Annotated in this window: 20 protein-coding genes; 7 read left to right on the top strand and 13 right to left on the bottom strand. The window is 71.7% G+C overall.

Going from position 1 to position 23,123, the window contains the following annotated elements:
- The 5 genes from kdpB to ABD340_RS01100 all read right to left on the bottom strand — a co-directional run bounded on the left by kdpB (position 1) and on the right by ABD340_RS01100 (position 7,382).
- Complete coding sequence (kdpB, locus tag ABD340_RS01120) at positions 1-2,235, bottom strand: potassium-transporting ATPase subunit KdpB (RefSeq protein WP_344586361.1); 2,235 nt, start codon at positions 2,233-2,235, stop codon at positions 1-3.
- Complete coding sequence (gene kdpA, locus ABD340_RS01115; protein WP_344586360.1) at positions 2,235-3,896, bottom strand: potassium-transporting ATPase subunit KdpA; 1,662 nt, start codon at positions 3,894-3,896, stop codon at positions 2,235-2,237. The genes kdpB and kdpA overlap by 1 nt, the downstream gene beginning before the upstream one ends.
- Complete coding sequence (gene kdpF / locus ABD340_RS01110) at positions 3,896-3,985, bottom strand: K(+)-transporting ATPase subunit F (protein ID WP_344586359.1); 90 nt, start codon at positions 3,983-3,985, stop codon at positions 3,896-3,898. Before kdpF ends, kdpA begins: the two co-directional genes overlap by 1 nt.
- 375 nt (positions 3,986-4,360) lie before the next feature.
- On the bottom strand, positions 4,361-5,818 hold the full coding sequence (locus ABD340_RS01105) for a serine hydrolase domain-containing protein (protein WP_344586358.1): 1,458 nt from the start codon (positions 5,816-5,818) through the stop codon (positions 4,361-4,363).
- 49 nt (positions 5,819-5,867) lie between these two features.
- Positions 5,868-7,382 (bottom strand): MFS transporter, encoded by a 1,515-nt coding sequence (locus ABD340_RS01100; protein WP_344586357.1) that lies wholly within the window; start codon positions 7,380-7,382, stop codon positions 5,868-5,870.
- Between the two features lie 135 nt (positions 7,383-7,517).
- Here ABD340_RS01100 and ABD340_RS01095 point away from each other — a divergent pair, with 135 nt between their 5' ends.
- Positions 7,518-8,237, top strand: coding sequence for a TetR/AcrR family transcriptional regulator (locus ABD340_RS01095; RefSeq protein ID WP_344586355.1), 720 nt, complete (start codon positions 7,518-7,520; stop codon positions 8,235-8,237).
- Here ABD340_RS01095 and ABD340_RS01090 read toward each other — a convergent pair.
- Entirely contained in the window at positions 8,234-9,043 is an 810-nt protein-coding gene (locus tag ABD340_RS01090; RefSeq protein ID WP_344586354.1) for an SDR family NAD(P)-dependent oxidoreductase, read from the bottom strand. The genes ABD340_RS01095 and ABD340_RS01090 overlap by 4 nt on opposite strands.
- A gap of 17 nt (positions 9,044-9,060) precedes the next feature.
- On the bottom strand, positions 9,061-10,032 hold the full coding sequence (locus ABD340_RS01085; RefSeq protein WP_344586353.1) for an NADPH:quinone oxidoreductase family protein: 972 nt from the start codon (positions 10,030-10,032) through the stop codon (positions 9,061-9,063).
- A gap of 108 nt (positions 10,033-10,140) precedes the next feature.
- Between ABD340_RS01085 and ABD340_RS01080 the strand changes: the two genes are divergently transcribed.
- Positions 10,141-11,154, top strand: coding sequence for an LLM class flavin-dependent oxidoreductase (locus ABD340_RS01080; protein WP_344586351.1), 1,014 nt, complete (start codon positions 10,141-10,143; stop codon positions 11,152-11,154).
- A gap of 277 nt (positions 11,155-11,431) precedes the next feature.
- On the top strand, positions 11,432-14,785 hold the full coding sequence (locus tag ABD340_RS01075) for a DUF4132 domain-containing protein (protein WP_344586350.1): 3,354 nt from the start codon (positions 11,432-11,434) through the stop codon (positions 14,783-14,785).
- Between the two features lie 55 nt (positions 14,786-14,840).
- On the opposite strand, the gene ABD340_RS01070 is transcribed toward ABD340_RS01075, so the two are convergent.
- A complete protein-coding gene (locus tag ABD340_RS01070) occupies positions 14,841-15,836 on the bottom strand; it encodes an SEL1-like repeat protein (RefSeq protein WP_344586349.1) in 996 nt (331 codons plus the stop codon).
- A gap of 397 nt (positions 15,837-16,233) precedes the next feature.
- Here ABD340_RS01070 and ABD340_RS01065 point away from each other — a divergent pair, with 397 nt between their 5' ends.
- Complete coding sequence (locus ABD340_RS01065) at positions 16,234-16,413, top strand: hypothetical protein (protein WP_344586348.1); 180 nt, start codon at positions 16,234-16,236, stop codon at positions 16,411-16,413.
- Positions 16,414-16,435: 22 nt separating this feature from the next.
- Positions 16,436-16,840 carry an HXXEE domain-containing protein gene (locus tag ABD340_RS47830; RefSeq protein ID WP_425547298.1) on the top strand — a complete coding sequence of 135 codons (405 nt, stop codon included), beginning with the start codon at positions 16,436-16,438 and terminating at the stop codon, positions 16,838-16,840.
- Here the strand turns inward: ABD340_RS47830 and ABD340_RS01060 are convergent.
- From ABD340_RS01060 to ABD340_RS01050, 4 genes are all read right to left on the bottom strand, one after another.
- Entirely contained in the window at positions 16,818-17,228 is a 411-nt protein-coding gene (locus ABD340_RS01060; RefSeq protein WP_425547297.1) for a rhodanese-like domain-containing protein, read from the bottom strand. The genes ABD340_RS47830 and ABD340_RS01060 overlap by 23 nt on opposite strands.
- Positions 17,225-17,680: a cysteine dioxygenase gene (locus ABD340_RS01055; protein ID WP_344586346.1), complete on the bottom strand. Its 456-nt coding sequence runs from the start codon at positions 17,678-17,680 to the stop codon at positions 17,225-17,227. The genes ABD340_RS01060 and ABD340_RS01055 overlap by 4 nt, the downstream gene beginning before the upstream one ends.
- A 49-nt stretch (positions 17,681-17,729) precedes the next feature.
- Positions 17,730-17,810, bottom strand: a complete 81-nt coding sequence (locus ABD340_RS47825) for a putative leader peptide (protein WP_425547301.1) — start codon at positions 17,808-17,810, stop codon at positions 17,730-17,732.
- A gap of 63 nt (positions 17,811-17,873) precedes the next feature.
- Complete coding sequence (locus tag ABD340_RS01050; protein WP_344586345.1) at positions 17,874-18,728, bottom strand: maleylpyruvate isomerase family mycothiol-dependent enzyme; 855 nt, start codon at positions 18,726-18,728, stop codon at positions 17,874-17,876.
- Between the two features lie 166 nt (positions 18,729-18,894).
- On the opposite strand from ABD340_RS01050, the gene ABD340_RS01045 reads away from it, so the two are divergent.
- The gene (locus ABD340_RS01045) at positions 18,895-20,088 is read left to right on the top strand and encodes a metal-dependent hydrolase family protein (protein WP_344586344.1); all 1,194 of its coding nucleotides are present in this window, start codon (positions 18,895-18,897) and stop codon (positions 20,086-20,088) included.
- Between the two features lie 24 nt (positions 20,089-20,112).
- Here ABD340_RS01045 and ABD340_RS01040 read toward each other — a convergent pair whose 3' ends face one another.
- Positions 20,113-20,484 (bottom strand): Mth938-like domain-containing protein, encoded by a 372-nt coding sequence (locus ABD340_RS01040; protein WP_344586343.1) that lies wholly within the window; start codon positions 20,482-20,484, stop codon positions 20,113-20,115.
- 160 nt (positions 20,485-20,644) lie between these two features.
- Between ABD340_RS01040 and ABD340_RS01035 the strand changes: the two genes are divergently transcribed.
- Entirely contained in the window at positions 20,645-23,038 is a 2,394-nt protein-coding gene (locus ABD340_RS01035) for a substrate-binding domain-containing protein (protein ID WP_344586342.1), read from the top strand.
- Positions 23,039-23,123 lie beyond the last annotated feature (85 nt).

Below are 23,123 nucleotides of genomic sequence, written 5' to 3'. Positions count from 1 at the left end.
TCAGGACATCCCGGGGAGGAACTGGACGATCAGGTCGATGAGCTTGATGCCGATGAACGGGGCGATGATCCCGCCCAGGCCGTAGAGGTAGAGGTTGCGCGACAGCAGCTTGGCCGCGCCGCCGGGCCGGTACCGCACGCCGCGCAGCGCCAGCGGGATCAGCGCGACGATGATCAGCGCGTTGAAGATCACCGCCGACAGGATCGCCGACTGCGGGCTGTGCAGCCGCATGATGTTGAGGGCGTCCAGGCCGGGGAACAGCGCCAGGAACATCGCGGGGATGATCGCGAAGTACTTGGCGATGTCGTTGGCGATGGAGAAGGTGGTCAGCGCGCCGCGGGTGATGAGCAGCTGCTTGCCGATCTGGACGATCTCGATGAGCTTGGTCGGGTCGGAGTCCAGATCGACCATGTTCCCGGCCTCCTTGGCGGCCGAGGTGCCGGTGTTCATCGCCACCCCCACGTCGGCCTGCGCCAGGGCGGGGGCGTCGTTGGTGCCGTCGCCGGTCATCGCGACCAGCCGGCCGCCCTCCTGCTCGGTCCTGATGAGGGCTAGCTTGTCCTCGGGCTTCGCCTCGGCCAGGAAGTCGTCCACGCCCGCCTCGTCCGCGATCGCCTTGGCGGTCAGCGGGTTGTCACCCGTGATCATCACGGTGCGGATGCCCATCCGGCGCATCTCGCCGAACCGCTCCCGCATCCCCTCCTTCACCACGTCCTTGAGGTGGATGACGCCCAGGACCCGCGCCTTGCCGTCTCCCGCCGCTCCGTCCACCGCCTCGCCGACCACTGTTTCGCCGACCACGAGCGGGGTGCCGCCCGAGGCGGAGATCCCGTCGACGATGGCGCCCAGTTCGGGCGAGACCGTCCCGCCGTGGCCGCGGATCCAGTCGGCCACCGCGCTCGCCGCGCCCTTGCGCAGCATCCGGCGCTCGCCGGGGACGTCCAGGTCGACGCCGCTCATCCGGGTCTGGGCGGTGAACGGGACCCAGGTGGCGTGGGTCAGCTCGCCGGGGCCGCGCTCCCGCAGCCCGTACCGCTGTTTGGCGTAGACGACCACCGAGCGGCCCTCGGGGGTCTCGTCGGCCAGGCTGGACAGCTGCGCGGCGTCCGCGAGCTCCTCCGCGCTCGCCCCGTTCACGGGGACGAACTCGGCCGCCTGCCGGTTCCCGAGGGTGATGGTGCCGGTCTTGTCCAGCAGCAGCGTGTTGACGTCCCCGGCCGCCTCGACGGCGCGGCCGCTCATCGCCAGCACGTTGCGCTGCACCAGGCGGTCCATGCCCGCGATGCCGATCGCCGACAGCAGCGCCCCGATCGTGGTGGGGATCAGGCAGACCAGCAGCGACACCAGCACGATCCCGGTCACCCCGTCGCCGCCCAGCGCGAGGGAGTCCGGCACGCCCGGGTTGCCGGCCTTGGAGTAGATCGCCAGCGGCTGGAGGGTGGCGACCGCCAGCAGGAAGATGATCGTCAGCGCGGCCAGCAGGATGTTCAGCGCGATCTCGTTCGGCGTCTTCTGCCGGCTGGAGCCCTCCACCAGCGCGATCATCCGGTCGATGAACGACTCCCCCGGCCGCTGCGTGATCTTGACGACGATCCGGTCCGACAGCACCCGCGTGCCGCCGGTCACCGCCGAGCGGTCGCCGCCCGACTCCCGGATCACCGGCGCCGACTCGCCCGTGATCGCCGACTCGTCCACGCTGGCGATGCCCTCGACCACGTCCCCGTCACCGGGGATGACCTGCCCGGCCTCGACCACCACGTGGTCGCCGCGCTTGAGGTCGGTCGCGCCGACCCGCTCGGTGACGTCCTTACGGCCCGGGGCCCAGTCGAGCAGGCGGCGGGCCATGGTGTCGGTCTTGGCCTTGCGGAGCGCGTCGGCCTGGGCCTTGCCGCGTCCCTCGGCGACCGCCTCGGCCAGGTTGGCGAACAGCACCGTCAGCCACAGCCACACCACGACCGCCCAGGCGAACACGGTGGCGTCCAGCACCGCCAGCACCGTGCTCCACACCGCGCCGACCTCGACGATCAGCATCACCGGATTGCGCCACAGGGTGCGCGGATCCAGCTTGCGGACCGCCTCCGGCAGCGTCGTCACCAGCAGCTTCGGGTCGAGTAGCCCGCCGGAGACCTTGCCCTCGCCGCCGGGTCGGCCAGGACGGCCGGGCGGCCGGGCGGGGGCCTGAGCCGGGATCTTCGTCTGTGTCGGTGTCTGTCGCGGTGTCATCTGCGGTGTCATCAGTGGAGTCCTTCGGCCAGCGGCCCGAGCGCCAGCGCGGGCAGGAACGTGAGAGCGACGAGAATGACCGCCACACCGGCGACCATCCCGACGAATTGCGGACGGTGGGTGGGCAAGGTCCCCTCCGACTCGGGCGCGTGCCCCTGCCGGGCCAGCGTCCCCGCCAGCGCCAGCACGAAGATGATCGGCATGAAGCGGCCCAGCGCCATGCACAGGCCCAGCGCGGTGTCATAGAAGGCCGTGTTGACCGTCAACCCCGCGAACGCCGACCCGTTGTTGTTGGACGCCGAAGTGAAGGCGTAGAGCACCTCGCTGAGCCCGTGCGGCCCGGAGTTGAGCATCCCCTCCCGGCCGCTGCCGGTCGCCATCGCCACCGCGGTCCCGGCCAGCACCAGCATCGGCGTGATCAGGAAGTACGCCGCGGCGAGCTTGATCTCCCGCGCCCCGATCTTCTTCCCCAGATATTCGGGGGTGCGGCCCACCATCAGGCCGGCCACGAACACCGTGATCACGGCCAGCACCAGCATCCCGTACAGGCCGGACCCGGCCCCGCCGGGCGCGACCTCGCCCAGCATCATGTTGAACATCGTCATCATGCCGCCGAGGCCGGTGTAGGAGTCGTGGAAGGAGTTGACCGCGCCGGTCGAGGTCAGCGTGGTCGACGCGGCGAACACCGCCGAGTTCAGCACCCCGAACCGGCTCTCGGTGCCCTCGGCGGCGGCGCCCACGGCGGTCGGGACGGTGCCGTGGTGCATCCCCTGGAAGACCATCGTCAGCACGACGCTGCCCATCGCGATGACGCCCATCACCGCGGCGATCGCGTAGCCCTGCCGGTTCTGCCCCACCATGCGGCCGAACGTGCGCGGCAGCGCGAACGGAATCAGCAGGATCAGGAAGATCTCCAGCCAGTTCGTCCACGACGTCGGGTTCTCGAACGGGTGCGCGGAATTGGCGTTGTAGAAGCCGCCGCCGTTGGTGCCCAGCTCCTTGATCGCCTCCTGGCCCGCCACCGGCCCGCCGGTGATCGTCTGGTGGACGCCCGAAAGCGTGCTCACCGTCGTGCCGCCCTCGAAGTTCTGCACCACCCCGCCGGCGATCAGCACGATCGCGGCGACGAACGCGATCGGCAGCAGGATCCGCAGCGAACCGCGGGTCAGGTCCACCCAGAAATTGCCCAGCCGGTCGGTGCGCTTGCGGGCGAACCCGCGGACCAGCGCGATCGCGACCGCCATGCCGACCGCCGCCGACACGAAGTTCTGCACCGCCAGCCCCGCCATCTGCACCAGGTGGCCCATCGTCGACTCGCCCGAGTACGACTGCCAGTTGGTGTTGGTCACGAAGCTCACCGCGGTGTTCCACGCCTGGTCCGGCTTGACCGGGTCCATGCCCAGGCTCAGCAGCAGGTGGTTCTGCAACCGCTGGAAGCCGTACAGGAACAGGACCCCGATCGCCGAGAACGCCAGCACGCTGCGCGCGTAGACGCCCCAGGTCTGCTCCCCGTCGGGCTGCACCCCGATCAGCCGGTAGAGCGCCCGTTCCACGCGCGAGTGCTTCGTCCCGGTGTAGGCGCGGAACATGTAGTCGCCCAGCGGCCGGTACGCCGCCGCGACGGCGAGCACCAGGGAGCCGAGGAAGAGGATCCCCGCGGTCGTCGAGCCCACTAGAAACGCTCCGGGAACAGCAGGGCGGCGACCAGGAAGGCGATCAGCGCGACCGCCAGCACCAGTCCGATGGCGTTCTCGGCGGTCACAGTCGTTCCACGCCCTTCACCAGCAGGCCGAGCGCGGCGAAGATCGCCACGGTCAGCAGCAGGAACGCCACGTCACTCATCGATCGGTCACCTCAGTCGAAGTCCGGATTCCGGGACGGCCCCAGGACGCCCCGAGCGTTCTGGGCCGCTTTGGACAGTCAAACGCCCGACTTCTGGTGATATCGACCCTCTTAACGTGTTCTTGACGCGCCCCCCACCCGTCTTGACGCGACGCTGACGGGGCCCCGAAACACGGCCGCGCCGGGCTTTCCGCGTCATCGGGAACAGGGCGCCTCCATGCCCTGATTCCCGATTTCGCAGATCGCCCGGCGCGCGTATGGATTCGCGTTAAGGGAATTCGCCAAAGGGTCCCGGTCAGCCGACCTTCGGGGTGGCGCGCATGCCGACGTACACGCACCGGGTGCCGGTGGTCAGCGTGGAGAAGACCACGGGCATGTAGTCCTCGCTGAAGGACGGCCCGGCTCCGGACGCCGCGAAGACCGTTTCCGAGACCGGCGTCAGCTCCATCTCCAGCGGCGGGGAGAGGTCCTTCATGCCGTCCACGAACTCGTACCGCATGTGCGCGGTGCCGTCATCGGCCCTGGTGACGGTCACAACGACACCCTCCCGCCGGTAGGTGCCGAGGAGCGGCGTCATGTCGACGGCGGGCGGCTCCTCGGCCGGGCCGAAGGGGGCCGGCATCCGCACCCCGGCGAGTTCGCCGAGCAGTTCGCGGAAGAGGTCGGCGTACAGCAGGCGGGCGCTCCCGCCGTTGGTCAGCAGGACGACCGCCACGCCCGCGGACGGGACGACGCGCAGGTAGGCGTACTGGCCGATGGCGGCTCCGTCGTGGCCGAAGCCGGCGATGCCGTCCCAGTCGTACAGGGTCCAGCCCAGTCCCCAGCCGTCGGCGCTGACCGTCCACTTGTCGGGGACGTCGACCTCGCGGTGCTGCATGGCCGAGACGGCGGCGGCGGAAAGGACACGGGTGCCGTCGGGCGCGGTGCCCCCGTCCAGGTGCATCTTGGCGAGGCCGGCGAGGTCACCGGCGGTGATGAGGACCCGGGCGGCCGGTCCGACCGAGCGCGGCATCTGGTCCCAGAACGGCGCGGGGTCCGGGTACTTGCCGGGCTCGCCCAGGTGGCTCATCGCGACGCGGAACCGCAGCGCCTCCTCCGGCAGCGTCATCGTGTGCTCCAGCCCGAGCGGGGCGGCGAGCAGCTCCTGGATCGCGGCGTCCCAGGTCTGCCCGGTGACCACCTCGATGACGCGGCCCAGGACGACGTATCCGAGGCTGCCGTACGACACCGCGGTCCCGGGCGGGCAGTCCAGCGCCACGTTCCTGGCGGCCTCGACGTACTTGGCCAGGGCGTCGTCGCCGCGGCCGCCGTCGAAGTTGAAGTCGTTGGTGACCCCGCCGGTGTGGCTGAGCAGCTGCCGGATGGTGATCTTGCGGGTGGCCTCTTCGTCCGGGGTACCGAACTCGGGCAGCACGTCCACGACGGGCGCGTCCAGGTCCAGCCGGCCCTCGTCGACCAGCCGCATGATCATCGTGGCGGTGTAGACCTTGGCGATGGAGCCGGACTGGAACACCGAGTCGGTGGTCACCTCCACCCCGGTGCCGCGGTGCAGCACGCCGCTGGCCAGTTCGTGGATCCGCCCGTCCACCAGCACGGCCAGGGTCGCGCCCGGGACGTGGTGGGCGGCGCGCAGCTCGTCCAGCCGGGCCTGCCAGCGGGCCCGGTCGAAGCCCTGGCCCTCCGAGTTCCACGCTCCCCACTCGCCCTCGGCCGTCCAGTTGCCCTCGGTGTCCCAGTTCAGCTTCTCGGTCATGGCTCTCTTCTCCTTGGTCTTGATGTTGAAGGCTTGTCGGTGAGGAAGGTCAGTGGCTCGCGGCCGCGACGGGCTCGCGAACCTTGTCGTGGTGGTCGCCGTGCGGGGCGGCGTTGCGGGGCCTGTCGCGGATGACGATCAGGGCCAGGACGGCCGCGGCCAGCACCCCGGCGGCGCTGACGGCGAAGGTCGTGGACATGGCGGACGTGAACGCCTCGCGGGCGGCCTGGGCCAGTGCGCCGTCCGCGGTGGCGAGCGCGTCGCCGAGGGAGCGCCGGGCGGCCTCGGGGGCGTTCGCGGGCAGCGCCTCGGTGTAGCCGCTCGACAGGACGCTGCCCAGGGCCGCGACGCCGAGCGCGGCGCCCATCTGCTGCAGGGTGTCGTTCAGCGCGGAGCCGACTCCGGCCTGCTCGGCGGGGACGGTGCCCATCAGGGCGGAGATCGCCGCGGGCATCGCCAGGCCGCCGCCCGCGCCGAGCACGAACAGGGCCGCGGCGGGAAGCCACAGGCCGTGCTCGGGGGAGGTGGCGGCCAGCAGCCCGAAGCCGGCGGCCATGACGGTCAGGCCGGTGACGATCAGGGCGCGGTTGCCGAACCTGGCGCCGGGGCCGGCGCCCAGCGCGTTGAAGCCGAGGGAGGCGACCGCCATCGGGATGAAGGCCAGCCCGGCCTGGGTGGGCGTGTAGTCCAGGACGTACTGCAGGTACTGGGTCAGGACGAGCAGCAGGCCGCCGTTGCCGATCTGGACGAGCAGGAGGGAGAGGCTGCCGCCGCTGAAGACGCGGTTACGGAAGAGGCCGAGCGGGACCATCGGGTGCGGGGTGCGCAGCTCCCAGACCACGAAGGCGGTCAGGGCGGTGAGGGCGAGCGCCGCGGTGGTGATCGTGGCGGGGCCGGTCAGGCCGTGCCGGGGCAGTTCGATGATCGTCCAGACCAGCGCGGTGGCGCCGGCCATCGACAGGACGGCGCCGAGCGGGTCGGCCTTGGTCCGCGGCCCCTTGGACTCGGGCATCAGCAGCAGCGCCGCGGCGATCGCGAGGGCGGCGATCGGCACGTTGATCAGGAACACCGCGCCCCACCAGAACCAGGCGATCAGCACGCCGCCCAGCACCGGGCCGCCGACCAGGCCGAGCATGGCCACCGCGCTCCAGGCGGCCATCGCCTTGCGGCGTTCGGCGTCGTCGAACACGGTGATCAGGATCGACAGCGTGCTCGGCATGATCAGCGCCCCGCCGGCACCCATGATCGCGCGGGCCGCGATCAGCTGTGCCGGATCGGCGGCGAAGGTGGCGGCCAGCGAGGCGGCGCCGAAGAGTGCCAGCCCGATGACCATGACGCGGCGGCGGCCGTACCGGTCCGACAGCCCGCCGGCGGTGAGCAGCAGCCCGGCGAAGACCAGGATGTAGGAGTCCAGGATCCACTGGGCGTCGCGGGCGTCGGCGCCGAGGTCGGCGGCCAGCGACGGGATCGCCACGGTCAGCACCATGTTGTCGATGACCAGCACGGACATGCTGAGGCAAAGCACGGCCAGGATCAGCCGGCGGCGTGGATCGCGTACTCGCATCAGGACTCCTCCAGGGCTTGCGCACATCGTTCTTGTGATGCGAACACTGTACGCACAAGCGTCCGACGTACGCAACACCTGTTCGCAAATTGCGCACACTGTGCGCTACGGTGCCGGGGACGAGAGGAGCCCCACATGCCAGCAGCGAAACCGACCGTTCCTTCGGTATGGGCACGCCAGCGGCGGCAGCGCGAGCAGCCGGCGCTGAGCCAGGACCGGATCGTCGCCGAGGCCGTCCGCCTCCTGGACGAGGAAGGCCTCGACGCCCTCAGCATGCGCGGCCTCGGCACCCGGCTGGGCGCGGGCGCCACCTCGCTGTACCGCCACGTGGCCAACAAGGACGAGCTGATCGAACTCGTCGTGGACGAGATCTACGGCGAGCTGCGGGTGCCGGACGCCGACCCCGCCACCTGGCGCGCGGCCGTCACCGAATGCGCCCAGAGCCTGCGCGCGATGATCCTCCGCCACCCCTGGTCGGCCACCGTGCTCGGCCAGGTCGGGCTCGCCGAGCTCGGACCGAACCTGATCGACCGGTCGGAGCGCATGCTCGCCGTCCTGCACGCGGCGGGCTTCGCCCCCGGTACGGCCGACCTGGCCCTGAACACAGTCCTCGCCTACACCATGGGGACGGCCATCAGCGAGGCGGCCTACCTGTCGATGCTCGCCCGCAGCGGCCAGACCGAGGACCAGTGGGCCGACGACCTGCGGGCCACCACCGAGCAGGCGATCGAGGGCCACCCGCGAATGCAGGAGGGATACGCCGCGCTACACGAGCAGGATCCGCGCCAGATCCGCGAGGACAACTTCACCTACGGCCTGGAATGCGTCCTCGACGGCCTCCAGGCCCGCCTTTAGTCGAGTTCGACGCTTTCCCGGATCCCGCGCCAGGCCATGGTGCCGCCGTCGACGGGCACGTTCACTCCGGTGACGAACGAGGAGTCGTCGCTGGCGAGGAAACAGGCGACCTTGGCGATCTCGCCGACATAGCCGCGGCGCGGGATCAGGTGGGTGCCGTACATGGCGCGCGCGGTCGCGAGCTTGTCGGCGGAGCGTTCCAGGTGGGAGTCGCTCATCGGGGTCTTGATCGAGCCGGGGCTGTAGGAGTTGACGCGGACGTGCGGGCCCAGGTTGATGGCCGCCGTCCGGGTCAGCTGGATGACGGCCGCCTTGGACACGGCGTACGCCGTCATCCCCGCTCCCGTCATGCCGGAGACCGAGGCGGCGTTGACGATGGCCGGGCCCCGGTCGGAGGCCATCAGGTGCGGCGCGGCGTGCTTGGTGGCGAGCCAGACCGCCTTGAGGTTGATGTCGAGGACGGCGTCCCAGGCGTCCTCGTCGAGCTTGTCCACCGACGTGCGGTCCGCCGGGGTGAACACATGGTCCAGGACGCCGGCGTTGTTGACCAGGACGTCCAGGCCGCCGGCCCACGCGGCGAAGTCGTCGACCATCGCGCGGATCCGCTCGCCCGACCGCAGATCGGCGGTGAGGGCGCGGACGCCGGCGCCCTCGGCCTCGACCAGTTCCCCGGTGGCCTCCAGGCCGGCGGTGTCGACGTCGGTGATGCCGACCTTCGTGGCGCCCTGCCGGGCGGCCTCCACGGCGATCTCCCGGCCCATCCCGCTCGCGGCCCCGGTGATGAGGATCCGCTTGTCTCCCAGCATGTGCTCTCCTTCTCCGGTCAGGGACGGACGGTCAGGGTGATCTTGCCGGTGGCCGCCCGGTCGTCGAGCCGGGCGAGGGCGGCCGGGGCGTCGTCGAGCGCGAACGCGGCGCCGTCGACGGGACGCAGGTGGCCTTGTTCGTAGTAGGCGAGCAGGTCCGACCACTGCTCGGCGGGGTAGCCGCGCTCCTCCTGGACGAGGTGGCCCCAGGCGACGCCGATGACGTCGATGTTCTTCAGCAGCAGCCGGTTGGCCGGGATGTCGGGGATCCGCCCTTCGGCGAACCCGAGCACGAGCAGCCTTCCTTCGCGGGTGAGCGAGCGGAGCGAGTCGAGCATCCGGTCCCCGCCGACCGGGTCGGCCACGACGTCCACGCCGCGCTCGCCCGTGAGCGCGCGGACCCCGTCCAGCCAGCCGGCGGCGAGAACGGCCTCGTCCGCTCCGGCGGCGCGGGCGAACGCGGCCTTGTCCGCGGTGGAGACGACCGCGATCGTCCGCGCCCCGAGCGCCGCCGCGACCTGGAGGGACGCCGTCCCGAGACCGCCCGCGGCGCCGTGCACGAGCACGGTCTCGCCGGCGCGCAGCCGGGCCCGCCGCGCCAGGGCCAGGTGCGCGGTCATGTAGTTCATGACGACACCGGCGCCGCCGCGGAAGGACATCGCGTCGGGGAGGCGGAAGGTGTATTCGGACGGCGCGGCGACCACCTCCGCCCAGCCGCCCACCCGGACGAACGCGGCCACCCGGTCGCCGGAGGACAGGCCGGTCCCGGGCGGGGCGGCGCGGACGGTGCCCGCGACCTCCACTCCCGGCGAGAACGGGAGCTCGGGCTTGCGCTGGTACCGGCCGCGTGTCATCAGCAGGTCCGGGAAGCTCACCCCGGCGGCGTGCACGTCGATGAGGACCTCGCCGTCGCCGGGGACGGGCTCGGGGACGTCCTGCACGACGAGCGCCCGCGGCCCGTCCAGGCTGGTGACGCGCACGGCCTTCATCGCTGTCCCCTTTCTCCGGCCGGATGGCCCGCCGTCGGAGTCTAGCCCGCAATCCATGAGTATGAATAGTATGTATTTCGCACTGCCGCCGGAGCGAGTGGAGACACCATGACCCTGAGGTTCGGGCTGGCCCTCATGAACGACTTCCCGCCGCACGTCCAGGCGGCGTCGCGGATCGGGCAGATGCGCGAGCAGGTACGGGCCGCCCGGGACGCCGGGATCGGCTCGGTCTGGGTCCTCAACCACTACCTCGGCAACATGCCCACCCTGCAGCCGCTGCCCGCGCTGGCCGCGCTCGCCGAGCACGCGGGGGACATGTCGCTGGGGACGAACATGTACATCCTGCCGCTGCGGCATCCGGTCGGCCTGGCCGAGGAGTACTCGACCCTCGACCACCTCTGCGGCGGCCGCGCCATCGCCGGCCTCGGCATGGGGTACCGGGGCAACGAGTTCGCCTCGTTCGGCGTCCCGATGGACGAGCGCGTCAGCCGGTACGAGGAGAGCGTGACGCTCATGCGCGAGCTGTGGGCCGACCGCCCGGTCACCTTCGAGGGCACCCACTTCACGGTCCGCGACCAGCGGATCGGACTGCCGCCGGTGCAGGCCGGCGGCCCGCCGGTGTGGGTCGGCGCCGGCGTCCACAAGACCGGCGCCCGCCGCGCCGCCCGCCTCGGCGACGCCTGGATCGTCCCGCCGCACGCGCCGCTGGACAAGCTCGTCCCGATCCTGGACCTCTACCGCGCCGAACGCGAGCGCCTCGGCCGCGGCGCCGCCCAGGAGATCGTCGTGCGGCGCGAGCTGGTCCTCGACGACGACCGCGAGCGCGCCCGCGCCATCGGCCTGGCCGCGCGCGGCGCGACCTCCGCCAAGTACTCCCAGTTCGAGGCGCCCGACCAGACCGGCTCCTACCGGCACCTGAAGGGCTCCGCCGACCTCGCCGAGGTCGCCGACACGTCCTACCTGTTCACCGACCCCGAGTCGTGCGTGGCGTCGTTGAAGGAACTGGAGGCCAACGGGATCACCTACGTCATCCTGCGGATGCAGTGGTACGACCTCGACCAGGACCGCATGCTCCAGACCCTGGAGACCTTCCGGGACCGCGTCCTCCCGCACTTCACCTGACCGCGCCGTCCCGACCGGGCGAGCGGCGCTGGCGCCATGTCCACCACCCAGGTAAACGCACTCGCGCGGTACCTGAGGCCACTTCGAGACAGGCCCCGGCCCGCATTCGCCCGGCTCCCGACGCACGTTCCAGGAGCCGGACGAAAGAAGATGACGGAAATGTCTTCGCAGCCTTTGTCCGAGACGGTCGGTAGCCTTTCGCGGAACGATCAGCTCCCCGGGTTCCGAAGGGTCGTCGTCCATGTCGAACGCCCCAGCTGCCTCACCGAGCGGGCCCGTGCCCGTTGACGAGGACGTCTTCGCCATGCCCGAGGACTGGCGGGCGATCCTGCACCCGCGGCATGGAGGCACCCCGGGGCCGCCGATCGAGCTCGACCCCGAGGCCGCCGCCGCGGCGCGGAGTCTCGCCGAAGAGGCGCACGACGCGATCGTCTTCCTGCTCAAGGCCGAGAAGACCCCCATCGACATGATCGAGTCGACGCGCGCCCATCTGAACGGCGAGGCCGACCCCCAAGGGGCGGCGGTGGTCGCGGCGGTCGTCGCCGCCGAGACCGAGCTGATGGACGACATCTTCGCCGCCATCGATCGGGCGCGCGGGCTCGGCCTGTTCGCGGACGCCTGGATCAGCGAGCACGGCCTCACTTTCGCCGCCGCGGCGACGGCCGAGCTGAGCCGCGTCTTCGTCCGCGGGTACGAGTACCAGAAGAAACACTCCTGGTGCCATCTCAGCGTCCGCCGTCCCGGCGAGGAGGAACGAGGCTCGGGCCGGATCGAGTACTGCCTCGACCTGGTCTCGTCGCGTGTGCGGGCGTTTCTCGCCGCCGCCGGCGAACGGGATTACCTGGAGGCCGTCGAAGCCCTCGCCGATCGCCGTCGGGACAAGGCGCAGCGCATCACCACGGCGTACTTGGCGCCCACCCGGCTGAAGTGGGTCGACGAGGCGTGCGCGGAGCTGGATCGCGACACCGGTGACCGCGACAGGCTCGACGTGCTGCGCTCGCTGGGCTCGTTCGAGCAATTCGAACTGCTCCGCGAGCGATACCTGCTGATCCTCACCGGCGATCCGCTCTACACCATGGTCGATGGCGTCGGGCCCGCCCTCGCGCCGGCCGTGGCCAGAGCCATCGACGTCTCCGGTTATGACACGGAGGTCCAGGCCCGGGTACTCGCCGCGTTGCCCACCGATGAGGCGTTCGACCTGCTCGTGGCCCGCCTCCACCGGCCACACGTGCACGCCGCCGTGGTCGAGGCCGCCCGGCGCTTCCCCGCACGGGCACTGCGCCTGCTGGCCGCCACCGTCGGCAAGGACCCCGCGGCCGCCTCGTACGCCGCACGCCTGCTGCGCACTCACATCTCAACCCACCCCGAACTGACCGCCGCCCTGCTGCCGAGTCTCCCCGCCGACGCGCGCCACGCCGTCGAGGCGATCGACGAGCACGCGAAAGAGTGGCCCGCGGAGGTACCTCCCCAGGCCCTGCCGCGGCTGCTGGTCGAGCCCCCATGGACACGCGACCGGGCCGAGGTCAAGCCGGTGACCGTCCGAGGTCTGAAGGCGCCGGACGAGCCGGTCATCGCCTGGGCGCCCGGCGAGCGCGAGAAATGGGCGGCGACCACCGAACCCGGCCGTCCTCCGGAGCAGGATCCCCACTGGGACAAGGCGATCCAGAAGTTCCGGGCAAGCCCCATGGACGCCGCTGAGAAGGTGAACCTGCTGACCGGCGGCCCCGAGGATCGCGTCCGCCCGCTGCTGGCCGGGTGGCGGCCGACCCACACCCACCACACCGACAGCGCGTGGTTGAAGCCCATCGTGGCCCGCTTCGGGCTCGATGCCCTGCCCGCCGCCCTCGACTTCGCATACCGCCCGGCGATGGCGGTCAGGGTGCTGCTGCCGTTCTGCAACGCCGAGGTCGCCGCCCTGATGGCCGAGTCGCTGGTGCGGCGCCCGAGGCTGCGCCCGACCGTCGAGGAATGGTTGCGCAGGCACGCCTTCGCGGCTTCCCGCGAACTCGTCCCGGCGGCCCTGGGCAAGGCGGGCCCCCAGCGGCGCGAAGCCGAGGCGGCGTTGCGGTTCCTCGCCTCGGACGGCCATCGCGACAAGGTCGTCGACGCCGCGCGCGACCACAAGAAGAAGGCGGCGGAGGCGATCGAGACCCTCCTCGACCGCGACCCCTTGGACGATCTGCCGGCCGACATGCCCCAGATCGACCGCTGGGTCGACCCGCACCTGCTCCCCCAGGTGCTCCTCCGCGGCACAGGCCAGGCTCTCTCCGGCGAAGCGGCCCGGCACATCATCACCATGCTGCTCCTCTCCAAGCCCGACCACCCGTACCCGGGCGTCCACCAGGTGAAGGAGATCTGCGACCCCGCCTCGCTCGCGGCGTTCGCCTGGGCCCTCTTCGAAGGGTCCGGCCTGCGCGGGCAGAGCGGCGGCGCGGGGGACGAGGCCTGGGTCCTCACAGCGCTCGGGCTGCTCGGCGACGACGAGACGGTCCGCGCGCTGACGCCGATCATCCGCGCCTGGCCGGGCGACGGCAGCCACCACAAGGCGGTCGCCGGGCTGGACGTCCTGGTCGCGATCGGCACCGACGTCGCCCTCATGCACCTGAACGGCATCGCGCGAAGCGTCAAGTACAAGGGGATCAGGGCGAAGGCCCAGGAGCGGATCACCGCGCTCGCCGCCGAACTCGGACTGTCCCCGGAGCGGCTCGGCGACCGGCTCGTCCCCGACCTCGGGCTGGACGCCGACGGCGGCCTCACCCTCGACTACGGCCCGCGCCGTTTCACCGTCGGGTTCGACGAACGGCTCAAGCCTTACGTCATGGACGAGAACGGCGCCCGGCGCACGGCCCTGCCCAAGCCCGGCGCCCGCGACGACCAGGAGCTGGCCCCGGCCGCGCACAAGCGGTTCGCCGCCCTGAAGAAGGACGTCCGGACCGTGGCCGCCGACCAGATCCTGCGGCTGGAACAGGCCATGGTCACCCGGCGCCGGTGGACGTCGGCAGAGTTCCACGGCCTGATCGTCTCGCACCCGCTGCTGTGGCACATCGCCCGCCGGCTGGTCTGGATCACCGGAGAGGGACGCGCGTTCCGCATCGCCGAAGACCGCACGCTCGCCGACGTCGACGACACCGGGCTGGAACTCGCCGCCGAGGACCGGGTCGGCGTGGCCCACCCCCTCGACCTGAGCGGCAAGCTGGACGCCTGGGATGAGGTTCTCGCCGACTACGAGCTCATGCAGCCGTTTCAGCAGTTGCGGCGTCCGGTCCACGCGCTGACCGACAGCGAACGTGCCGGCACCGCCCTGGAGCGATTCGCGAACGTCTCCGTCCCATCGGTCAAGGTGCTCGGCATGGAACGCCGCGGCTGGCAGCGCGGCACCGCCGAGGACAACGGCATCCAGTCCTGGATCACCCGCGAGGTCCCGGGCGGCACGGTCGTCATCGATCTCGACCCCGGCATCACGGTCGGCGACCCGACCTACTGGCCCGAGCAGACCATCACTCGGGTCTGGCTGAGTGACGGCACAAGGCTGAGCTGGCGGATCGACCGTTCCCCGCTCCCCTTCTCAGCCCTGGCCCCGGTGACCGCCTCCGAGATCCTCAACGACCTGAGCACCCTCACCACGCCCTGACCAGGCCCTCGCCCGCCGGGCTTCTTGATGATCATCTGGGATGGTCTGAAGCGGGTCAGTGCGCGTCTTCACCGCGCCGGAGCCGGTCGCGGGCTTGCGCGGCCTCGGGGTGGCCGAGCCGGGCCGCCTTGCCGAACAGGTGGGCCGCGGTGGAGTCGTCGCCCCGGGCGTGGAGCATCAGGGCCAATCGGTAGGTGGCACCGGGATGGCCGGAGCGCGCGGCGCCGCGGTAGTAGGCCTCGGCGCCGGTGCGTCCCTCGGCCCATGCCGGGGGATCGCCGCCGTACCCGGGAAGGGTCAGCTCGTAGGCGAGCTGGGCGGCGATCTCGGTGCGCCACTGGGGTGCACTGTGCACGACGACCTGGGCCACGATGTCGCCCGCGGCGGCGGCGGACTCCAGCCAGGCGAGCCCTTCGGCGGTCCGGTCCTCGCAGAGCAGCAGCAGCCCGAGCCGGCACGCGGCGTCCTCGTTCCCCTCCTCGGCGGCATTCAGAAGGTCGATGCCATGCGTGCCGAACAGGGCCCCGTAGCGGCGCTCTGTCATGGACAACGGCTCGTGCCAGGCCGGGGCGGCCGACCAGTCCGGCGCCCGCGCGCCCGGGTGATCGTCGACAAGAGATGTCAGATTGTCGATCAGGGCGGCCACCGAGACGTTGATCAGCGCCTCGTCCAGGCCGGCGACGGTGCCGACCGGGGTGCCGGGCGGCGGCGGGAGGGCGGCGCGGTAGCGCCGGTGCCAGTCGGGCAGGCTTTCGTGGGCCGGGTCGTCGGCGCGGGCGCCGCTGTGGCGTGCGAATGCCTGGCAGGACAGCACGTAGGAGGCGACCCAGTGCCAGGCGGGCGGGCGTTCGCGGCGGCGCGCCAGGACGTCGCTGATCGCGGTGGCCGACAGTTCCTGCACTCTGGGCGGCTCATCGCCGTCACGGGCGTGCAGCGCCTTGGAGATGGACGCGATATCGCGCAGGCTGGGAGAACCGCAAGCCTCGCGCAGCTCGACGAGCTGCTGGACGAACCCGTCGAGCCGGGCTCCCTCGTCAGACTTACCGATCATCGAACCCCCTGACCGATCAGCATGGGCGACAGCTCGCATACGCCGCGTTAATGGTCTCATTTCGAAGTCCCCCGCGGTATGCGAATCGCGTTCCAAATCACTCCAGATCGGAATTCCCGGACAGGGGACACCGCATCAGAACAGAGCAGAACGACATAGAAGAGGACGCTGATCACCGGCTACCATCGAACCCGAATTCGTCTCGGAGTTTTCCGCCTTAGGGGTGATTGTTGAATTACGTCCGTTTTTATGGGCTTGCCGTGATCGGGCGTACCATCTCGTTCCACTCCGATCCGATAAGTGAAATCCGTATCCGTTGCGCGGTGCGGATGTGGCGTACTGGAGACGTGGCGTACCGGCCCCCCTCCGGGCCGGTGCCGAGCAAAGGCAGGTGTGGATGGACCTCCCGCGCGGCGATGACGAGTACCTGGCCTTCCTCCTGGTGGCGAACTGGTCGCTGCACACTGGACGCCGGCTGCGCGAAGCGCCGCCCGAGGAGCTCACGGAAGGAGAGCTGATGGAGTTCTGGAGCGACCCGACCTGGGAGACCGCCCCCACGCTGGGGCACTCGCCGTGACGGTTCGGCAGACTGTGTTCCGATGAACGGATCTGAGCGCGAGGGTGTCGGCGCCGGTCACCGCACGCGCGGAAGCTCGCCCGCCTACCAGGCCGTCCTGCTCGGATTCGGCCTGCACGGCGTGGCACACCTGGCCCAGGCCGCCGCCGTCCGCGGGTACACGCCGGGCTCGGTCACCTCGCCACTGGTCGTCATCCCCTTCACCCTCTGGGCCAGGGGCCGGCTGCGACGAGCAGGGATGCTACGCCCAACGCGCCCGCACGAGGCCGTCCAGAGCCTCGCTCTGGCAGGAGTCGCACTGGGCGTAACTCACGCGGTGGCCCATCGGCTGGTCAGCGCGCAACGAACTCGACGGCACCTGGCGGCTTCCTTGCCTGTTCAGGCGTGCCCCTGGGAGGGACCGCTCAGGCGGTGGCGCCGGACGTGACGGGGAGGCCCGCCGCGCGCCAGGCCTGGAAACCGTCCGCGAGGTCGGTCGCGCTGGTGAGTCCCAGATCGTGCAGGGCGGCCGCGGCCAGGCTGGAGGTGTAGCCCTCCGAGCAGACGACGATGATCCGCAGGTCGTAACCGGTGGCCTCGGGGAGGCGGGCGTCGCTGGCCGGGTCGAACCGCCACTCCAGCACGTTGCGCTCGACGACGAGCGCGCCGGGGATCTCGCCCTCGGCCGCCCGCTGCGCCGCCGGACGGATGTCGACCAGCAGCGCGCCGTCGAGCCACTCGGCGTGGGTCTGCTCGGCGGTCAGCCGCTCCAGGCGGCCGCGCGCTTCGGCAAGGATCTCGTCGATGGAACGCGCCCCGGCGGGACGTACGGTCACCACTGCTCGGCCTTCTCCTCGATCAGCGGGACCAGCTCGCCGGACCCGTTGAGCTCGTAGCGGTTCATGGTGCTCAGCGGTGGCGAGTATACGTGGACGCTGACCGCCGGCGCGGTCGAGGTGTTGTGCACCTCGTGGATGTAGTCGGCCCCGAACGCCCGGGTCTGCCCGTTGGTGACCTGGCGGCTGCCGCCGAGGTCGCGCTCCTCCAGCGCGCCGAGCGCCACCGCGAACGCGCCGCGCGATCCGCCGTGGTCGTGCAGCCCGGTGGTCTGGCCGGGCAGCCAGCTGATCAGCCAGATCTCGGTCTCGCCGTCGTTGTGCAGGCGCTCGTACCAGCGCCCCTGCGGGCTCAGCCGGACCCGCGGCAGCCAGTCGTCGGGGGCGGCGGCCAGGGCCAGGGCCGTCTCGGCGGGGCCGGACAGCACGAACGCGGGTGTGCTCACGGTCATGGGATGCAGGTTCCTTGCCTTCGTCGTCTCGCTCGCGTGGGTGTCGTGGTCAGGCGCGACGACACAGAGCACTGGCCTGCCGCCGGAAGTCGACGTGCAGGCGTGACCACAGAGGAAGGCACGGCCGCATGCGGACCAGCATGCCAGCAATTCCCCACCTAGTCAATCTGAAATATCTATAAGAGATCCCCGTTCAGGTCCCGGAGGAGGGTGTCCAGATGATGGAGACGATCTGGAGCGCGGCCTCGGTCAGCCGGGGGTCGCCGGTGGCGCGGGCGCGTCCGGCGGCGGTGCCGGGGTCGATGCCGCGGGTGCAGAGGCGCCAGGCGGTGTCGGTGTCGAGTTCGAGGGACGCGTCCGGCGCGTCCTCCGGGCGCCGTTCCAGCCCCCAGCGTTCCGCGCCGCGGGTACAGGTCCAGGCGCCGGCGCCCGGGCCGGTCACGATCACCTGGAGGGACGTCCCTTCGGGTGCGGAGACCTCGCGCAGCGTGTGGGGCAGGGCCCGCATGAACGTGTCGATGACGGGTCCGGCGTAACCGGGGTCGTCCAGCCCGGGCTGTCCGGTGGCGTCGCAGATCTGCTGGTGGTGCGTCCAGTACTCGGTGAAGTCGCGGGCGGCGTCCAGCCAGGCCGGATGCGGCTCCGGCCCGGCCCACGACACGGGGAGCCCGAGCGCGCCCGGGTCGATCGTCTGCCAGTACGCCACGACCTGCTCGCCGACGGTGGCGAGCTGGTCGATCAGGAGCGGCGGGCTGATCCGCCGGGCGGCGGTCACCCACTCGTCGTTGATCCGGTCGATGAACGCGGTGAACGCCTCGCCCTCGCGCGGTCCCAGCACCTGGTACCCGTCGCGGAGCATGGACAGCCGTCCGACGTGGTCGCCGAGGACGTGCGCGGCGATGTCCTTGACGGACCAGCCAGGGCAGGCGGTGGCACGGTCCCAATCATCCGGGCGGAGGTCCTCCAGCAGTGCGACGAAGGCGGCCTGCTGCCCGGCGAACAGCGGCCGCGCGTCGATGGCGGGCCCGAGCCAAGACATGTCGATCATCACCCAAGCCTATGGACCACGCCGGGCACGTGCCACGGGAGAAACGCCGGTCAGGCCGTGTCGCCGCGCCGCGGTACCGGACAGCGGACTGCAGAAGGCCGGTCCGCCCGGCGGTGCCGGTAGCGTCACGGGGACGCTGCCCGCCACGCCGCCGAGGAGGCACCGCATGACCGGCCTGACCATCACCGATGCCCTGATCTTCGACGGCTGGTCGGCGGAGCCGCGGGAGGGGTCGCTGTACGTCCGGGACGGTGTGATCACCGAGATCGGGGACCGGGTGACCCGGGCCGAGCGGGTGCTCGAGGCGCGCGGCCGCACCGTGCTGCCGGGGCTGATCGACGCGCACTTCCACGCGTACGGGATCTCCCTGAACAGCCTGGAGTTCGACGGCGCGCCGCTGAGCTACCTCGCGCTGGCCGGGGCGCGCCGGCTGGGCCGGGCGCTGCGCCGCGGCTTCACCACCGTCCGGGACGTGGCCGGCGGCGACCCCGGTCTGGCCAAGGCCATCGCCGGCGGGCTGGTCGCCGCGCCGCGCTACCTGTACACCGGTCCCGCCCTCAGCCAGACCGGCGGGCACGGCGACGGCCGTCCCCGCGACCTGGAGATCTGCCTGTGCGCGCAGCACATGAACGAGGTCGTGGACGGGGTGGACCCGCTGCTGGTGGCGGTGCGGGAGCGGTTCCGGCGCGGCGCGCACGCCATCAAGATCATGACCTCCGGCGGGGTGGTGTCGCCGACCGACCCGATCCGGCAGCCGCAGTACTCGCCCGAGGAGATCCGCGCGGTGACCGGCGAGGCCGCCCGCCGCGGCGGCTACGTCGCCGCGCACGCCTACTCGCCCGAGGCGATCCGGCACTCGCTGGTCAACGGCGTCCGCTCGATCGAGCACGGCAACCTGCTGGACGAGAAGACCGCCGAGCTGATGGCGCACCACAACGCCTACCTGGTGCCGACCCTGGTCACCTACGACGCGATGGACCGGCGCGCGGACGAGGTGGGCCTGTCGGCCGTCGGCCGCGCCAAGAACCAGGAGGTCCTGCACGCCGGCAAGCACGCCGTCGAGCTGGCGCACAAGGCCGGCGTCCCGGTCGGGTTCGGCACCGACCTCATGGGCGACCTGGAGGACGACCAGCTGCTCGGCCTGCGCCTGCAGACCGAGGCGGCCGGGCCGCTGGCCTGCCTGCGCTCGGCGACGTCGGTGAACGCCAGCCTGCTCAACCGCGACGACCTGGGCCGGGTCGAGATCGGCGCCCGCGGCGACCTGCTGATCGTGCCCGGGAACCCGCTGGAGAAGCCCGAGGTGCTGTGGGACGGCGCGGTGGAGCGGCAGGTCGTCCAGGCGGGCGTTCCCGTCGGCTGAGCCGCCCCGCCGGCAGGTGGGGTGTCAGCAGGTGGAGTGGAAGAGCCCGCCGACGGCGCCGCCGGCCTTCGCGAGACGGTTGTAGGTCTCGGCGGCGGCGGTCGTCTCTTCCACGTGCACCTCGACACCCGCCTGCTCCAAGGCCCGAAGCGCCTCGCCGGTGGTCTGCAGCCGCAGCTCCATGCCGCGGCTCAGCACGACGACCGTGCAGCCGTGCTCGAGCAGTTCCTGAAGGTCGGCGGCCTGAATGCCGGGGGCGTGCCGCGTTCCGGTCTCGTTCCAGTCCCAGGGACGGCCGCCGCCCGGCCACAGCTTGAAGTCCTTGCCGGAGCCGAGCCCGTCGATTTCCATGCGCCCCCACGACACATGTGTGATGACCGGCGACTTCGCGTCCATGTCCGTGCCCGTCCTCTTGTGGCTCCTGCGTTCCCGCGCGTGTCCGCCTCACATTGTGGTGGAGTGGAAATGACGGAACAAGTTATGTTGACGTCGGCACCCACACCGCGTCAATGGCGCAGTGCCGTCCAATGCCCGCCCCGGCCCGAAACCACTCCCCATGCCCCGAAGCACGGAACCGCAGCACCGCGCGATCTTCTGGGTCGACATCGCGGGGTCCAGTTCGCGGAGCCGCACCGACCTGGACCGGCGGGCCGCCCGCGCGGGCATGTACCGCGCGCTGCGGAGGGCGTTCTGGCGCGCCCGGCTGCCGTGGTACACCTGGCACAACCATTTCGCCGGGTATCGGGAGGACCGCGGGGACGGCGCGTTCTGCCTGATCCGACCGTCGGTGCCCAAGGGCAGGCTGGTGGCCGCGCTGCCGCATCTGAAAAGCGCGCTGGAGTCCTACAACCGGGACGCCCCGGAAGCGGCCGCGATCCGGTTGCGGACCGCCCTGCACGCCGGCGAGGTGCACTTCGATCCGGAAGGCGTCAGCGGAAATGCGATGGATTACACCGCGCGGCTGCTGGACGCCCCCGAGTTCAAAGAGGTTTTCGCCGCCGCGGACTCCTGCCTGGGCGTCATCGCCTCCGACTGGTTCTATCAGAGTGTCATTCACCAGAACCCGGACAACGAATTCGGTGAATATCAGCCGACAGCGGTCACGGTCCGCGGCGCGGGGCCGTCCGAGGCGTACATAAGGATCTTCCCGCCGGCCGTACCGGCGGCGGCGACGGCCACCGGGCGGCGGTTACGGATCCCGCTGCCGCCGCGGCCGGTCAGGGCGACGCTGGTCCTGGGCTTGCTGGCGGTACCGCTGGCGGCGGCGCCCGGCGAGGCGCCCCAGGCGGCCTGCGCCGCGCCTCCGGTGCAGATGAAGGTGCGGGTGTCCACCGAGAAGGAGGCGATCGTCCGCCGGCTGGCGCTGGAGTTCGAACGCGACAACCGCGGCCCGGACGGCTGCCGCAGGACCGATGTGAACGTGGTGTCCGCGTCCTACCCGGGCGGGGCCCGCGAGGCGCTGAAGCAGGGCTGGCTGCTCCGCGATCCGAAGGAGGTGGTGGACGAGGCGGACGTGTGGCTGCCGGACTCGTCGCTGGAGGTGGAGCAGGTCCGGGAGGCGCTGCGCCGCAACCGGATCGGCACCGTGCGGCTGGAGGTCAAGGGCCCGGTCACCACCTCCCGGCTGGTGGTGGCGGTCCCGGCCTCGATGGCCGACGGCCTCGGCCTCACCGGGCACACCGTCACCTGGGACGAGGTGCTCGGCTGGCCGCGCAAGGGCTACGCCTTCGGCCGCGCCAGCCCGCGCTCGTCCGGCGTCGGCCTGGCCGCCACCGCGGTGCTGTACCAGGCCGCGCTCGCCGCCCGTGTGCTCAACGAGGACGTGCTGACCAGGGGCGACGCGGCGAGCCGGCTGCACACGGTGGAGCAGGCGATCGCCCGCGAGGACGACGAGCCGGGCAAGCTGCTGTGCGCGATGCGCGAGTCGCCGCCGGACGGCGGACTGCGCCGCACCGCGCTGCTGGTCTCGGAAAAGGCCCTGATCGACTATCGCGCGAACGCGCCGCTGGGCGGGAGCGGGTGCGGGCCCGGCGCCCCTCCGGAGCGGCCAGAGCTGCGGCCGTTCTACGTCGAGGAGGGCATGCCGCTGCTCGACCACCCGTTCGTCACGATCACCCGCACGCCGCCGCCCGGCGCGGCGCGGCGTCAGGTCATCCGCGACTTCTACGACCGGCTGCGGCAGCCCGACGCGCAGGCGCGCCTCCAGGACGCGGGCTACCGCGACGCGTCCGGCGGCACCACCACGCGGCAGGAGGCGCTCCCGTCGCTGCTGCCCGCCGCCGATCTGGCGGGGCAAGTGCACGACGGGGCGCTGCTGGACGCCTGGAACAAGGCCCGCAAGTCCGCGCAGGTGCTGTTCGCGGTGGACGTGTCGCGGGCGATGGCGGCCCCCTTCCCCTACCTCAGGGGCACCCGGGTCGCCGCGGCGGCGGACGCGATCGGCCTGGCCCGTCCGCTGATGGGCGCCCGCGACCAGATCGGGCTCTGGGAGTTCGCCGACGGCGTCGGCGGCGGCGCCCGCGACCAGCGTCCGCTCGTCCCGGTCGGCCCGCCCGACCGGGGCCGGCTCAACCGGCTCACCGAGCGGCTGGCGGGGCTGCGCCCGTCCGCGGACGACGCGAGCCTGTACTCCAGCGTCCGCGCCGCGGTGCGCGAGATGCGAAAGCGCGGCGGCGCCGATCCGGACGAGACCACCCGGGCGGTGATCATGCTCGCGCACGGCGTCGACTCCGGCGGCGGCGCGGCCGGGGCGGCAGAACTGGCCGACGAGATCTCCTCCGGCGACCCGGTCCGGGTGTACGTGATCGCGTTCCATCCGGAGAGCTGCGCGGCGGGGCTCGACCGGGTCACGCAGGCGGCGGGCGGCGCCTGCTACGAGATCGACGGCATGACCGCGATGCGGCGGGCCCTGGACGGGATCGCCACCGGGCTCTGGGGCACCCCGCCCTGATCACGGCCCGGAACGAAGCGAAGGAGGTGGGCGGCATGACCGAGCGAAGCGAGGGCATGAGCGCCGGTTTCGCCGGGGGGTGTGG

It is taken from the genome of Actinomadura vinacea (genome assembly GCF_039532545.1).
Lineage (GTDB): Bacteria > Actinomycetota > Actinomycetes > Streptosporangiales > Streptosporangiaceae > Spirillospora > Spirillospora vinacea.
The sequence above is the reverse complement of the archived record's forward strand: the minus strand, read 5'-3'. Positions and strand labels throughout refer to the sequence as shown.